Raw genomic sequence first — 13959 nt, 5'->3', positions numbered from 1 at the left:
CGCTTCGCTTCGCCCGAGAATGACGCCCGATCGCCTCAGTTCGCCACCGCGCGGATCACCCGGCGCAGCTTCTCCACCAGCTCCTCGACCTGCGCTTCGCTGATGATCAGCGGCGGCGAGAAGGCGATCGTGTCGGCTGCGGTGCGGATCATCAGGCCCTCCTCGTGGAAGGCGCGGTCGATGAACTCGTAGCCGCGCTTGCCGGCGCCCTCCGCCCGCGGCGCCAGGTCAATGGCGCCGACCAGACCCAATGTGCGGATGTCGACCACGTTGGGCTCGCCCTTCAGGCTCATGATCGCATCCGCCCACATCGGCTCCATCGCCCGGGCGCGCTCGAACAGGCCCTCCTCGCGATAGATGTCGAGCGATGCCAGCGAGGCCGCAGCCGCCAGCGGGTGGCCGGAATAGGTGTAGCCGTGGAAGAGCTCGATGACGTTGTCGGGGCCGTTCATGAAGGCGTCGTAGACATGCTTGCGCACGATCACGCCGCCCATCGGCACCGTGCCCGAGGTCACGCCCTTGGCGAAGGTGATCATGTCGGGGATGACGCCGTAGCGCTCGGCGGCGAAGGCGAAGCCGAGCCGGCCGAAGCCGGTGATGACCTCGTCGAAGATCAGGAGGATGCCGTGCTTGTCGCAGATCTCGCGCAGGCGCTTGAGATAGCCCTTCGGCGGCGGTAGCGCCCCGGTCGAGCCGGCCATCGGCTCGACGATGACGGCGGCGATGGTCGAGGCGTCATGCAGCGCGACGACACGCTCGAGATCGTCGGCGAAATGCGCGCCATACTCCGGCTCGCCCTTGCTGAAGGCCTGCTTCTCGCGGTCATAGGTATGCGAGATATGGTCGGTGCCGGTCAGGAGCCCGCCGAAGAACTTGCGGTTGTTGACCATGCCGCCGACCGAGATGCCGCCGAAGCCGACGCCGTGATAGCCGCGCTCACGGCCGATCAGCCGGGTCTTCGAGCCCTTGCCCGAGACGTTCCAGTAGGCGAGCGCGATCTTCAGCGCCGAATCCGCCGCTTCCGAGCCGGAGCCGGCGAAGAAGACATGGTCGAGATCGCCCGGCGCCAGCGCTGCGATCCGCGCGGCTGCGGCGAAGACTTTCGGGTGGCCGTACTGGAAGGAGGGGGCGTAGTCGAGCTCGCGCGCCTGCGCCTGGATCGCCTGGATGATCGGCTCGCGCGCATGGCCGGCATTGCAGCACCAGAGCCCGGCGGTACCGTCCATCACCGGCTTGCCCTCCGGCGTGTAGTAGAACATTCCTTCCGCCCGGGCGATCATGCGCGGGTTCTGCTTGAAGGACCGGTTCGCCGTGAACGGCATCCAATAGGCTTCGAGATCGTTGGGAGTGCCGATCGGGAGCGGTGCGGGGTTCATCGACGGGTCCTGTCCAGTTAAGCTTCTCTCAACCTAACAGGAGAAAGCAGGCTGTAAATTGTCGGCGAGGCGGGGCACCACTGCGCGCCGCGATCACCCGGCCGCCACCGCGCCGCGAGTGACGCAACGTCCATTCTGAAGTAGCTTACCCAAGGGGGGCAACCTGGACCACGCTCCAATGGTCGAGAGCAGCCACGAGACGGACCGGCTTGCCGAGCCGGAGCCTGATGCTGTTCGTACCGCGCTGGAGCACGCGCTCGAGTCCGATGCGTTTCGGAGTGCGCCGCAGCTCTCAGCCTTCCTCAGTTTCGTCGTCGAACGCAGCCTCGAGGGGCGCAGTTCGGAGCTCAAGGGCTACACCATCGCGGTGGAGGCGTTCGGCCGTCCAGCCGATTTCGACCCGCAGGCCGATCCGATCGTGCGCGTCGAGGCCGGGCGGCTGCGCAAGGCGTTGAGCCAATATTATCAAAGCGATGGCGCCGGCGAGGCGATCCGCATCTCGATGCCGGTCGGAGGTTATGCACCTGTCTTTGAGCAGGTCTCGCAGCCGGCGCAGGATGCCGTTCAAGGCAAGGCCCCTGCGCAAGGCCATGATCCCGCGCGGGACAGCGAACCCGAGGTCGAGCCGGCGCCCTTCTCGGGCACGGCGCCGGTCAGGCCGCCTGCTCGTCCCGCCGCCCCACAGCGGGCGAGGCTTGGAGCCAGGCACTGGCTCGGCGTGTTCTGTCTGGCGCTGGTGCTGCTGCCTTTGGCGACCTGGCACCGCGACATGCCGGCGGAGCAGGCGCCCATTCGCGATCCCGCGACCCAGCAGACGCGCCTGAGCGAACAGGCGACGCGGCTCTCGGGAACGACCGTGCCGACGCATTTGCCGATGATCGCCGTCTCGATCAGCAAGACGGGAGACGACCCGGTGCTCGACGAGGTCCTGCGCGCCTTCACGCGGCTGCTCGTCGACGCCGTGGCGCGGTTCGACGACCTGGTGACGGTCAAGGCGCCGGAGGGGGGAGGAGACCCGCTCGACGGCGTGGACTACGTCTTCGAGATGAACGCCACCCGGCAGGGTGGAGCGACCGAGGGTCTCGGCCGCCTGCGCTCGACCAAGGACCGGCGCATCGTCTGGACGACATCCGCCATCCGCACGTTGACGAAGGGCGCCGAGGATCCGGAGCTGTCGGAGATCGCCCGTCGCCTGGCGATCCGTCTCGCCGAGCCCTTCGGCATCATCCATGCCGATTATCGCCAGTCCTCGCCGCCATCGCCGATGCGCTGCATTTTCCTGGCGCTCAACTTCCGGCGCACCATGAAGGCGGAGGACCATCTCGCCGCCCGGACCTGCCTGGATGGGGTGATCGAAAAGGACCCGGCCTTCCCTCCGGCCTGGTCGCATCTCGCGCTGCTGACCCTCGAGGAGCACATCTCCGGCTTCAACCCGCTGCCCGGGTCACCTCTCGATCGCGCCTTGAGCGCCGCTTTGACCGCGGTCAGGCTCGCGCCGTCGAGCGCGCGAGCGCAGCAGGCGATGATGGACGTGTATTTCGCCCGTGGCGCACTCGAGGACGCCTTCAAGGCCGGGCAGGAGGCGCTCAGCCGCAATCCCTATGATCCGGACATCATGGCCGATCTCGGCGCCCATTATGTCCAGGTCGACCGGCCCGCCGAGGGCCTGCCTTTGCTCCAGCGCGCCGTCGAACTGAGCAGCGGCCGGCCGTCCTGGTACGATTTCTACGCCTTCCTGGCGGCCCATCTGATGGGCAATGACAAGCTTGCCGAGACCCATGCCGCGATCCTCGTCGCGGATGAGAACCCGCTCAGCCTGATCGGGCGCTCGCTGCAATACATCAGGAAGGGGGACGAGCAGGGCGCCGCCACGACCTTGCGAAGGCTGGCCCAGATGGCGCCAGCCTTCGCGCTCGATGCCCGCCAGTACCTGTCCCGCAAGGGCTTCGGGGCCGCGGTCGCGGACCGGATCATCGCCGATATCGGCGTCTCCAGGATCGAGGCGAGCCGCGCGCACTAGCCCACGGGTCGGCGGGGGAGTTCGTGCTCCACCGTTTTCACGCGTCGACCCTCGCGTGCACGCGAGCAGGCCGGTATTGTGGGCGCTACGCAGTGATTCGTCGCGTTCCCCTCATCAACCTCTTGCGCGGTCGTCGCCTTGGCCCCTGTCCGCCTTACCGCCCTGCATCCCCTCGCCAGCGCCGTCACCGGCCTGGCCGCAGGCGCAGCCGCGGTCCTGTTGATGCCGGGCGCCCTGGCCAACGCGATCGGGCTCGTCCTGACGGGGGCCGGCTTCGCCATGTCGCTGAAGCTGTATGAGCGGCGCGCCGCGGCGCAGCGCGAGCAGGCCTTCGCGGCGATCGGCGAGGTCAAGGTGCGGCTGGCCACGAATGCGATCAAGCTCGATAGTCTGGCGCAGCGCGTCGAGCAGATGCCGATGCGCGAAGCCGACGCCATCCCCGCCCGTGCCGCGATCAACGAGCTGACGGCCGAGGTCGGGCTGCTCGGCGACCTGCTGCAGCAGATCGCAACGACGCTTGCCGATCACGATGCCCAGCTCACGGCCGCGGCGCAGAGCCGCCGTGCGGCTCCTGTTCCGGCCTTGTCGGCTGCGGAGCCGGCACGGCGCCGGGACACGCTGGCCGCCGAGCGGGCGCAGGCCGTCCAGGCCGAGCAGCTGCGCGTGGCCGAGGAGCGGGCGGCCGTCATCAGCACCGCGCTGGCGGACGGCAAGGTCGAGGTTCACCTCCAGCCGATCGTGCAATTGCCGCAGCGCCGGACACGCGGCTACGAGGCGCTGGTGCGCCTGCGGCTCGACGAGACCACCTTGCTGCTTCCGGCGGAGTTCCTGGCGATCGTCGAGGAGCGCGGCTTCGGGCCGACGCTGGACGCCCTCGTGCTGACGCGCGCGCTGGCGATCGCGCGTCATCTCGGCTCCAAGGACGGCAACCTGTTCGTCTCCTGCAATTTCAGCAGCGCGACCTGGGGCTCGTCGCAGGCGCTGGTGACGCTCTCGCGTATCCTCGACAAATACCGCGAGCATGCCGGCCATCTCGTGATCGAGATGCCGCAGCGGGTGTTCCGGGCGCTCGAGCCGACCAGCCTTGGCCTGCTCGGGGCGATGTCGGCCAATGGCGTGCGTTTCGCGCTCGATCAGGTCGGCGATCTCAGGCTCGATCCGGTCTCGCTTCACGATCGCGGGGTCAGGTTCGTCAAGGTGCCGGCCGCGCTGTTGCAGGCCGAAGCCGATGGCCGGTCCTCGACCGATATCGCGGCCGGCGACCTCTCCGCACAGCTGGCGCGGGCCTCGATCGTCCTCGTCGCCGAGAAGATCGAGGACGATCCGACGGTCGCCGATATGATCGAGCTCGGCGTGACCCATGCGCAGGGCCTGGTCTTCTCGCCGCCGCGCCCGGTCAAGCCCGATGTCTTCGCCGATCCGGAGACCGTCAAGCCGGCGGCGCCGGTCCCGGAAGCTGCCAAGCCCGCACCGCGGATCGCGGCGGAGATTCTGGGTTATCCGGGCGCGGTCTCGCCCCTTGCCGCAGCCGCCGCCCTGCCGCCCCAACCGGAGGAAAAGCCCGAGCGGCTGCCCTTCCGTGCGGTGCTGCGCCGCGCCAGCGCCTGACGAATGGCCCTATCCCGAGAGTGGCTGCCGTCCTAAAGCGGCGTTGCGCGGGCGGTCCTCGGAGACCCGCCGACACTGCCCTCGACCCAGCGGAGCCTAGCCTTGCAGCCAGCCCAAACTCCTTCCACCGCGGCGCTGACCGGCTTTTCCGAGATCGTCGATCGCTTCGATCTCTGCCTGTGCGACATCTGGGGGGTCGTCCATAACGGGGTGGCGGCGCATCGCGAGGCCTGCGATGCGCTCGTCGCGATGCGGGAGCGCGGCCTCTCCGTCGTGCTGGTGACCAACGCGCCGCGTCCGCGCCGCGAGATCGCCGTGCAGCTCGCGCGCCTCGCCGTGCCGGACGAGGCTTTCGACGCGATCGTGACCTCCGGCGATGTCTGCCGCGCCTTGATCGAGGAGCGGGCCGGCGAGCCGGTCTTCATGCTCGGTCCCGACCGCGACCTGCCGCTGATCGCCGGCCTCGATGCGCCGCGCGTCGCGCCGGACGAGGCGCGCTACGTGCTGTGCACCGGGCTGTTCGACGACGAGACCGAGACGGCCGACAGCTATGCCGGGTTGTTCGCCGATTTCGCCGCGCGCGGCCTCGTCATGATCTGCGCCAATCCCGATCTGGTCGTCGATCGTGGCGGCCGCATCGTGCCTTGCGCCGGCTCGCTGGCGCTGGCCTACGAGCAGTTCGGCGGCCAGACGATCTATGCCGGCAAGCCGCATCGACCGATCTACGAGATGGCGGTGGATCTGGCCGAGGAGCAGCGCGGCCGGCCGATCGCCTCAGACCGGATCTGCGCCATTGGCGACGCGATCCGCACCGATATCGCGGGTGCGAATGGCTTTGGCGCGGCGAGCGTCATGGTGCTGGCCGGCATTCACGCGCAGGATCTGGTCGAGCGGTCCTGGGAGGAGCGTCATGGCTGGTTCGCCCGCCAGACCCATCGGCCCGACTACGCGATGCCGCATCTCGTCTGGTGAGCCGCGCCGCTCAACTCAGTGGCAGACCGACTCGATCTTGACCTTCAGCGTCTGCGCGTTGAACGGCTTGACGATGTAGTTGTTCACGCCGGCCTTCTTGGCGGCGATGACGTTCTCGGTCTTCGATTCGGCCGTGACGATGATGAACGGTGTCTCCGCGAGCGAATCCTCCTCGCGGACGCGCTGCAGCAATTCGAAGCCGGTCATCGGCTCCATGTTCCAGTCCGAGATGACGAGGCCATACTTCTTGTCGCGCATCTTGGCGATCGCGCTTGAGCCGTCCGAGGCGTCATCGACATTCTCGAAGCCGAGCTGCTTGAGCAGGTTCCGGATGATCCGGACCATGGTCTGGTAGTCGTCGACCACGAGGATGGGCATGGACGGATCGAGAGCCATGGTGGTGCTCCAGGTAACGACTGCGGCACGGGGCGATACCCGTGCGCGGGGCTGCCATCTCAGGGCGGCGGCCATGGGTCAAGGGTCATAGAACACCGGCGTTTCAAAGCCGTTAATTCGGTGCTGAAGTGACGCAACGGAAAGCGCCGCGCCTGCGGCACCAAAGTCGCATGGCCTATCCCGGATCGCTGTGACATTCTATGCTGCGCCGCGAAATTGCAGCGCAGCAAGACTGGATCGAAGCGGCAGCCATGAACGCCACCTCCTACAGGGTCCACGCCTTCGAGGACCTATCCATCGGTCAGAGCGAAAGCCTGATGCGCACGGTGATGGAGCGCGACGTCTCGCTCTTCGCCGAATTGTCGGGTGACGCCAACCCGATCCATCTTTGTGACCGCTACGCCGCCAGCACCAAGTTCGGCCAGCGCATCGCCCATGGCATGCTGACCGCGAGCCTGGTCTCGGCCCTGCTCGGAACCCGGCTGCCGGGGCCTGGCGCGGTCTATCTCTCGCAGACCCTGACCTTCCTGGCCCCGGTCAAGATCGGCGACGTGGTGACGGCGCGGGTCGAGGTCGTGGAACTGGTGGCGGAGCGCCGCCGCGCCCGCCTGTTCTGCGAATGCGTCGTCGACGGCAAGGCCGTGCTCGAGGGCGAGGCCTGGGTCGCTCTGCCGCCGGCCCAGAAGAAAGCCTGACCCCGGCATCCTTGACGCTGCCCGCCCGAGCGGCCATTGACTGCGCCGCGCGGGGATGCCCCGCCGAGGCGGAATTCTTCGAGCCATGACCCGTCCTGCCGCTGCGCCGATCTCCGGCCAGCTCCAAGTCTTCGTCCTTGATGGCGACGCAGCCGTGCCGGACGCGCTTCGCGGCGCGGTCCTGGCGCTCGGCAATTTCGACGGCGTCCATCGCGGCCATGCCGAGTTGACGCGCATTGCCGCCGGGATGGCAGCGGAGCGCGGCGTGCGGGCTGCTGCTTTCACCTTCGAGCCGCATCCGCGAACCGTCTTCAGGCCCGATCAGCCGGTCTTCCGCCTGACCTCGCCCGAGGTGAAGCTCGAATTGCTCGCGCAGGCGGGGCTCAGTCGAAGCTTCGTTCTGCCCTTCGACCGTGACGTCGCCGCGATCAGCGCGGAGCGCTTCGTCGACGATCTCCTGCTCGGCCGGCTCGGCGCGGCCGGCATCGTCTGCGGCTATGATTTCCATTTCGGCAAGGGCCGCGCCGGCTCGCCCGAGATGCTGCAGGCGAGGGCAGGGGCGGCCGGCGTGCCGGTCGCGGTCGTCGCGCCCTATTCCTGGGCGGGCGAGCCGGTCTCCTCGACATTGATCCGCATGGCGCTGGAAGAAGGCGATGTCGCGCGCGCCGCGGATTTCCTCGGGCGGCCCTGGTTCGTGCGCGGCGAGATCGCCCATGGCGACAAGCGCGGGCGCGATCTCGGTTATCCGACCGCGAACATGCATCTGCCGCGCGACTGCCGCCTGAAATACGGCATCTACGCCGTCCGCATGAAGCTCGACGGCGTCTGGCGCGACGGTGTCGCCAGCTTCGGCAGCCGGCCGACCTTCGACGACGGCGCGCCGCGCCTCGAGACCTTCCTCTTCGATTTTACCGGCGACCTTTACGGCAGGACCGTCGATGTCGCGCTGGTGGCCTATTTGCGCGGCGAGGAGAAGTTCGCCTCGCTCGAGGCGCTGATCGTGCAAATGGACGCCGACAGCGCCCGCGCCCGCGCCATTCTGGCGCAAACACCGCCCTTCCTTCCCTGATGCCGCCCTGCTAGAAGCCCTTCATGCTCGCTCATCGCGCCCAGATCATAGAGTTTGCACGGCGAATTACGGGCCCGGCTGACGCTGCCCTGCGCTGATGCGCGGGCGCCTGCGCAAGCCGGGATGACCGACGCTTTTCCCTTTCCGCAGGACCCGCGCGCCGCGCCAGCATTGCCTGGCCCGCCAGTCCGAGATGCCCGAGCCGGATCATGACCGACCAGTCCAGCACCGCCCCGACCAAAGCCGTCGACTATTCGCAGACGCTGTTCCTGCCGCAGACCGAGTTCCCGATGCGTGCCGGCCTGCCGCAGCGCGAGCCGGAACTGCTCGCGCGCTGGGACAGGATGGATCTCTACCGCAAGCTGCGCGAGGCTGCGAAGGGCCGCGAGCGCTTCGTGCTGCATGACGGCCCGCCCTATGCCAACGGCCATCTCCATATCGGCCATGCCCTCAACAAGGTGCTGAAGGACCTGGTCGTGCGCTCGCAGCAGATGCTCGGGCAGGACGCCAATTACGTGCCGGGCTGGGACTGCCACGGTCTGCCGATCGAGTGGAAGATCGAGGAACAGTACCGCGCCAAGGGCCTGAACAAGGACGACGTGCCGGTCGTCGAGTTCCGCAAGGAATGCCGGTCCTTCGCCGAGCACTGGGTTGGCGTCCAGCGCGAGGAGTTCAAGCGCCTCGGCGTCGAGGGCGATTGGGACGATCCCTATCTGACCATGGCCTATCCGGCCGAGGCGCAGATCGCCCGCGAGATCATGAAGTTCGCGGAGACCGGCCAGCTCTATCGCGGCTCTAAGCCGGTGATGTGGTCGGTGGTCGAGAAGACCGCGCTGGCCGAGGCCGAGGTCGAGTACGAGGAGCACACCAGCGACACGGTGTTCGTGGCGTTTCCGATCGTTTCGGCGGGCGGCCTTGCGGGTGCCTCGGTCGTCATCTGGACGACCACGCCCTGGACGATCCCGGGCAACCGCGCGATCTCGTTCCACAACAAGATCGCCTATGGCCTCTATCGCGTCACCGCTGCCCCCGAGGGCAACTGGGCCAAGGCCGGCGCGACCTATGTGCTCGCCAAGGCCTTGGCCGAGTCCGTCTTCAAGGCGGCGAAGGTCGATGCCTTCGAGCTGGTTCGCGACGTGGCTGGAGCGGAGCTGGACGGCGCGACCTGCGCCCACCCCCTGCGCGGCCAGGGCTATGATTTCGACGTTCCCCTGCTGGACGGCGACCATGTCACCGACGATGCCGGCACCGGCTTCGTCCACACCGCGCCCGGCCATGGCCGCGAGGACTTCGACATCTGGATGGCCAATGGCCGCAAGCTGGCCGAGCGCGGCATCGAGACGCGCATCCCCTACACCGTCGATGCCGATGGCCGCTTCACCAAGGAGGCGCCTGGCTTCGAGGGCAGGCAGGTCATCACCGACAAGGGCGAGAAGGGCGATGCCAACGACGCCGTCATCAAGGCGCTCGCGGCCTCGGGCCATCTCGTCGCGCGCGGCCGGCTGAAGCACCAGTACCCGCATAGCTGGCGCTCGAAGAAGCCGGTGATCTTCCGCAACACGCCGCAATGGTTCATCGCCATGGACAAGGCGGTCGCCTCGCTCGGCAACCGCACCCTTCGCGAGGTCGCGCTCGGCGCCATTCGCGACACCGAATGGGTGCCTGCGGCCGGCGAGAACCGCATCACCGGCATGATCGCCAACCGGCCCGACTGGGTCGTCTCGCGCCAGCGCGCCTGGGGCGTGCCGATCACCGTCTTCGTCGAGAAGGAGGCCGGCACGATCCTGGTCGACACGAAGGTCAACGCCGCCATCGCCGAGGCTTTCGAGGCCGAGGGCGCCGATGCCTGGTTCACCGACACCGACGGCGCCCGCTTCCTGACCCCCTTCGGCTACGACCCGGCCAAATACGAGCGCGTCACCGACGTGCTCGACGTCTGGTTCGATTCCGGCTCGACCCATGCCTTCACGCTCGAGAAGCGTCCCGACCTGCGGGCGCGCCGGCGCGGCGAGGGCGGCAATGACCGGGTGATGTATCTCGAGGGCTCGGACCAGCATCGCGGCTGGTTCCATTCGAGCCTGCTCGAAAGCTGCGGCACGCGCGGCCGCGCGCCCTTCGACGTGGTGCTGACCCACGGCTTCTGTCTCGACGAGAAGGGCGAGAAGATGTCGAAGTCGAAGGGCAACGTCACCGCGCCGCAGGAGGTCATCAAGGAATCCGGCGCCGACATCCTGCGCCTCTGGGTCGCGGCGGCCGACTATTCCGACGACCTGCGCATCGGCAAGGAGATCCTCAAGACCTTCGTCGAGACCTATCGCAAGCTGCGCAATACGATGCGCTGGATGCTCGGCACGCTCGCTCATTTCAGCGAGGATATCCGCGTCACCGAACCGGCCTCGATGCCCGAGCTGGAACGGCTGATGCTGCATCGGCTGGCCGAGCTCGGCCCGCAGGTCGAGGACGCCTATCGCACCTATGACTATAAGCGGGTCGTGACGTTGCTTTCGCAGTTCATGAACACCGAGCTCTCGGCCTTCTATTTCGATATCCGCAAGGACGCGCTCTATTGCGACCCGCTGTCGAGCCATGTCCGCAAGAGCGCGCTGACGGTGGTCGACCATCTCTTCCGCAGCCTGGCGACCTGGCTTGCGCCGATCCTGGTCTTCACGACGGAGGAAGCCTGGCTCGAGCGTTATCCCGAGCAGAAGGCGCTCGATGGCTCGGTCCATCTCGAAGCCTTTGCGGAGGCGCCGCAGCGCTGGCTCGATCCCGAATTGGCCGAGCGCTGGGCCAAGGTCCGCCGCGTCCGCCGCGTCGTCACCGGCGCACTCGAGCTGGAGCGGGCCGCCAAGCGCATCGGCTCCTCGCTGGAGGCGGCGCCGCTGGTGCATATCGCCGATCCCGATCTGCGCGCCGCTCTCTCGGGGCTCGATCTCGCCGAGATCTGCATCACCTCGGGCATCGCGATCGTCACCGGGGAGGGGCCGGAAGACGCCTTCAGGCTGGCCGAGGTGCCGGGCGTCGCTGTCGTTCCGCAGCGCGCCGCCGGCGTGAAATGCGCCCGCTCCTGGAAATATTTCGACCCGGCGACGGCCGAGCGCGATCATCCGGACGTGACGCCCCGCGACGCCAAGGCCTTGCGTGAACTCGGCCGGGCGGCGGGGCGATGACGTCGCTGCGCCGCTTCGGAATCTGGATCGTCGCGCTGGTCTTCGTCGCGGACCAGGCGCTCAAGCTCTGGCTGCTCTTCGGCCTGCGCCTGGCCGAGACCGGGCCCTATGCGCTGACGCCGTTCATGAACATCGTGCTCGCCTGGAATCGCGGCATTTCCTACGGGCTCTTCCAGCAGGGCACCGATCTGGGCCGCTGGGCGCTGGTGGTTCTGTCCTTCGCCGCGGTGATCTGGCTCGGGCGCTGGATGTGGCGAGCGACCAACCGGCTCACCGTCGTCAGCCTCGCGCTGATCATCGGCGGTGCGCTCGGCAACGGCGTCGACCGGGCGGTCTATGGCGCCGTCGTCGACTTCGTCCATTTGTATTATGGCAGCTTCAGCTGGTACATCTTCAACATTGCCGATGCGGCAATCGTTGTCGGGGTGCTCGGTCTCCTGTATGAGTCCTTCCGCCCTGACGCCTCGAAACCTGCTCAGGTTTGAGGCACCCGCCATGGTTTTGCCCTTCCCTTGGTGCATGCACGGCGGAACACGGACAGGAACGCGCGTTCCTTCACGGAGGTTTTGAGATGGCCCATCGCGCTCGCGCAATTCGCACCCTGCTTGCCGGGAGCTTGTTGCTGGCCGCGCTTCCCGCCGCCGCGCAGGAAGGCATGCTTTTCCAGAAAGTCCTGCGCAGCATGGGCGTGATGCCCGGCGAGGGCCCGGATATCGAGTACCGCCAGCGCCCGCCCTTGGTGGTGCCGCCGTCCTCCGCCCTGCCGCGCCCACAGGATCCGGCAAGCGAGCGCACGGCCGCTTGGCCGAACGATCCCGATGTCGCCGCCCGTCGCGCTGCCGCCGAGGATACGTTCCTGCCCGCGACGCGCCGCGAGAAATATCGCGAGAACCAGCGTCCCCTCCTGAGCCAGGAGGAGATCCGCCGCGGACGCCTGCCGGGCCAGGGTTCCGGACCTGGGCCGTCGCGCGGTTCCGACACCTACGAGGAGAATATCGGGCCGATCCGCGTCGGCAAGGAACTCGCCTCGCGCCAGAGCGCCGACGATACCTCGAAGCTGGTCTACGGCTCGGAGCCGCAGCGGCGCCATCTGTCCGATCCGCCGACCGGCTATCGCCTGCCGGCCGGCAGCGCGCCACTCGGCCCGGGCAGGGACGGTCCTCGCGAGGACCGGTCCGAGAGCACTGGCCAGAAGGAATTCGCGCAGGGTCTGCCGCCGCCGGTCACGCGCTGAGCGCCCGCTGCAGCGTTTCGACTGCGCGCGCCTTCTGGCGCGGCGCTTGAGCACGGCCTATATCGAAGGTCACTCCTGCCGCGAAGGTTCCCTCCCGCGATGACGATCCATGCCCCGACTGCGAGACTGTCCGTGCCGGTCGAAGCCTTCCGGCTCGAGAACGGGCTCGATGTCGTGGTCGTTCCGGACCGGCGCGCGCCTGTCGTCACCCACATGGTCTGGTATCGTAACGGTTCGGCCGACGATCCGGCCGGCAAGTCGGGGATCGCGCATTTCCTCGAGCATCTGATGTTCAAGGGCACGGCCCGCTGGCCGGCCGGCGAGTTCTCCAAGATCGTCGCCGGCTATGGCGGGCAGGAGAACGCCTTCACCTCCTTCGACTACACCGCCTATTTCCAGCGCGTGCCGAAGGAGCATCTGCGCGCGATGATGGATTACGAGGCCGACCGGATGACCGGCCTCTCCTTCGACGAGGCCGTGGTCGCGCCCGAGCGCGACGTCGTGCTGGAAGAGCGCCGCATGCGCGTCGACGCCGATCCGGCCGCCCAGCTCGGCGAGGAATTCTCCTCGGCGCTGTTCGTGCATCACCCCTACGGAACGCCGATCATCGGCTGGGAGCACGAGATCGAGGGGCTGACCCGCGCCGACGCCTTCACCTATTACCAGCGCTTCTACACCCCCGAGAACGCGATCCTCGTCGTCGCAGGCGACACCGATCTGGACGAGACCCGCAAGCTGGCCGAGGCGACCTATGGCAAGATCGCGGCACGGGGTGAAGCCCCGGCGCGCAAGCGTCCTTCCGAGCCCGACCCGCGGGCTGAGCGTCGGGTTTCGCTGAGCGATCCGCGTGTCCGTCAGCCGTCCTTGCGGCGCGGCTGGCTGACCCCGACCTATCTCAGCGGCGACCGCGGCGAGGTCTTCGCGCTCGAGCTGGCCGCCGAGATCCTCGGCGGCGGCACCACCTCGCGGCTCTATCGCCGGCTCTGCGCCGAAGAGGAGATCGCGGCCGGCGCCAGCGCCTATTTCATGGGCTCGATGGTCGACCGCGCCGCCTTCCAGCTCTCGGCCAGCCCGCGGCCTGGCACGGACATGGCCAAGCTTGAAGCCGGCCTCGACGCGGCGCTCGCGACGTTCCTGGCCGATGGACCGAGCGAGCTCGAACTCGCCCGCGCCCGAACGCGGCTGGTGGCGGAAACCGTCTTCGCCCGCGACAGCCAATCCTCGCTCGCCCGCATCTTCGGTGCCTCGCTCGCCGTCGGCGAGACGGTCGAGGACGTGCTGGCCTGGCCCGAGCGCATCGAAAGCGTGACGCGGGAGGCCGTCATCGAGGTCGCGCGCCGCTATCTCCGCCCCGACCGGTCGGTCACCGGCCTGTTGTTGCCGGCGGCCTGAGCCCGCGCCCTTCTCTCATGCGGGCGG

11 protein-coding genes are annotated in these 13959 nt (G+C 68.1%); 9 read left to right on the top strand and 2 right to left on the bottom strand.

The window, feature by feature from the left end; genetic code table 11:
* Positions 1–35 precede the first annotated feature (35 nt).
* Complete coding sequence (gene aptA, locus ACTIF2_RS11150; protein WP_439497130.1) at positions 36–1376, bottom strand: omega-aminotransferase AptA; 1341 nt, start codon at positions 1374–1376, stop codon at positions 36–38.
* Positions 1377–1554: 178 nt separating this feature from the next.
* Here aptA and ACTIF2_RS11145 point away from each other — a divergent pair, with 178 nt between their 5' ends.
* The 3 genes from ACTIF2_RS11145 (at position 1555) to ACTIF2_RS11135 (ending at position 5976) form a co-directional block, all read left to right on the top strand.
* A complete protein-coding gene (locus tag ACTIF2_RS11145) occupies positions 1555–3396 on the top strand; it encodes a tetratricopeptide repeat protein (RefSeq protein ID WP_439497129.1) in 1842 nt (613 codons plus the stop codon).
* A 138-nt stretch (positions 3397–3534) separates the two neighbouring features.
* Complete coding sequence (locus ACTIF2_RS11140; RefSeq protein WP_439497128.1) at positions 3535–5004, top strand: EAL domain-containing protein; 1470 nt, start codon at positions 3535–3537, stop codon at positions 5002–5004.
* 102 nt (positions 5005–5106) lie between these two features.
* Positions 5107–5976, top strand: coding sequence for a TIGR01459 family HAD-type hydrolase (locus ACTIF2_RS11135; protein ID WP_439497127.1), 870 nt, complete (start codon positions 5107–5109; stop codon positions 5974–5976).
* 15 nt (positions 5977–5991) lie between these two features.
* Here the strand turns inward: ACTIF2_RS11135 and ACTIF2_RS11130 are convergent, their stop codons facing one another.
* Positions 5992–6372 carry a response regulator gene (locus ACTIF2_RS11130; protein ID WP_439497126.1) on the bottom strand — a complete coding sequence of 127 codons (381 nt, stop codon included), beginning with the start codon at positions 6370–6372 and terminating at the stop codon, positions 5992–5994.
* A 251-nt stretch (positions 6373–6623) separates the two neighbouring features.
* Between ACTIF2_RS11130 and ACTIF2_RS11125 the strand changes: the two genes are divergently transcribed.
* From ACTIF2_RS11125 to ACTIF2_RS11100, 6 genes are all read left to right on the top strand, one after another.
* Complete coding sequence (locus tag ACTIF2_RS11125) at positions 6624–7067, top strand: MaoC family dehydratase (RefSeq protein ID WP_439497125.1); 444 nt, start codon at positions 6624–6626, stop codon at positions 7065–7067.
* Positions 7068–7152: 85 nt separating this feature from the next.
* Positions 7153–8136 carry a bifunctional riboflavin kinase/FAD synthetase gene (locus tag ACTIF2_RS11120; RefSeq protein WP_439497124.1) on the top strand — a complete coding sequence of 328 codons (984 nt, stop codon included), beginning with the start codon at positions 7153–7155 and terminating at the stop codon, positions 8134–8136.
* 209 nt (positions 8137–8345) lie between these two features.
* Entirely contained in the window at positions 8346–11306 is a 2961-nt protein-coding gene (gene ileS / locus ACTIF2_RS11115; protein ID WP_439497123.1) for an isoleucine--tRNA ligase, read from the top strand.
* Positions 11303–11791 (top strand): signal peptidase II, encoded by a 489-nt coding sequence (gene lspA, locus ACTIF2_RS11110; RefSeq protein ID WP_439497122.1) that lies wholly within the window; start codon positions 11303–11305, stop codon positions 11789–11791. The genes ileS and lspA overlap by 4 nt, the downstream gene beginning before the upstream one ends.
* Positions 11792–11877: 86 nt before the next feature.
* Positions 11878–12540 (top strand): hypothetical protein, encoded by a 663-nt coding sequence (locus ACTIF2_RS11105; protein WP_439497121.1) that lies wholly within the window; start codon positions 11878–11880, stop codon positions 12538–12540.
* Positions 12541–12639: 99 nt separating this feature from the next.
* Positions 12640–13932, top strand: coding sequence for a M16 family metallopeptidase (locus tag ACTIF2_RS11100; RefSeq protein WP_439497120.1), 1293 nt, complete (start codon positions 12640–12642; stop codon positions 13930–13932).
* The last annotated feature ends 27 nt before the right edge of the window (positions 13933–13959 follow it).

The sequence above is a fragment of the Allobosea sp. genome (genome assembly GCF_051860145.1).
Taxonomy (GTDB): Bacteria; Pseudomonadota; Alphaproteobacteria; order Rhizobiales; family Beijerinckiaceae; genus Allobosea.
The sequence above is the reverse complement of the archived record's forward strand: the minus strand, read 5'-3'. Positions and strand labels throughout refer to the sequence as shown.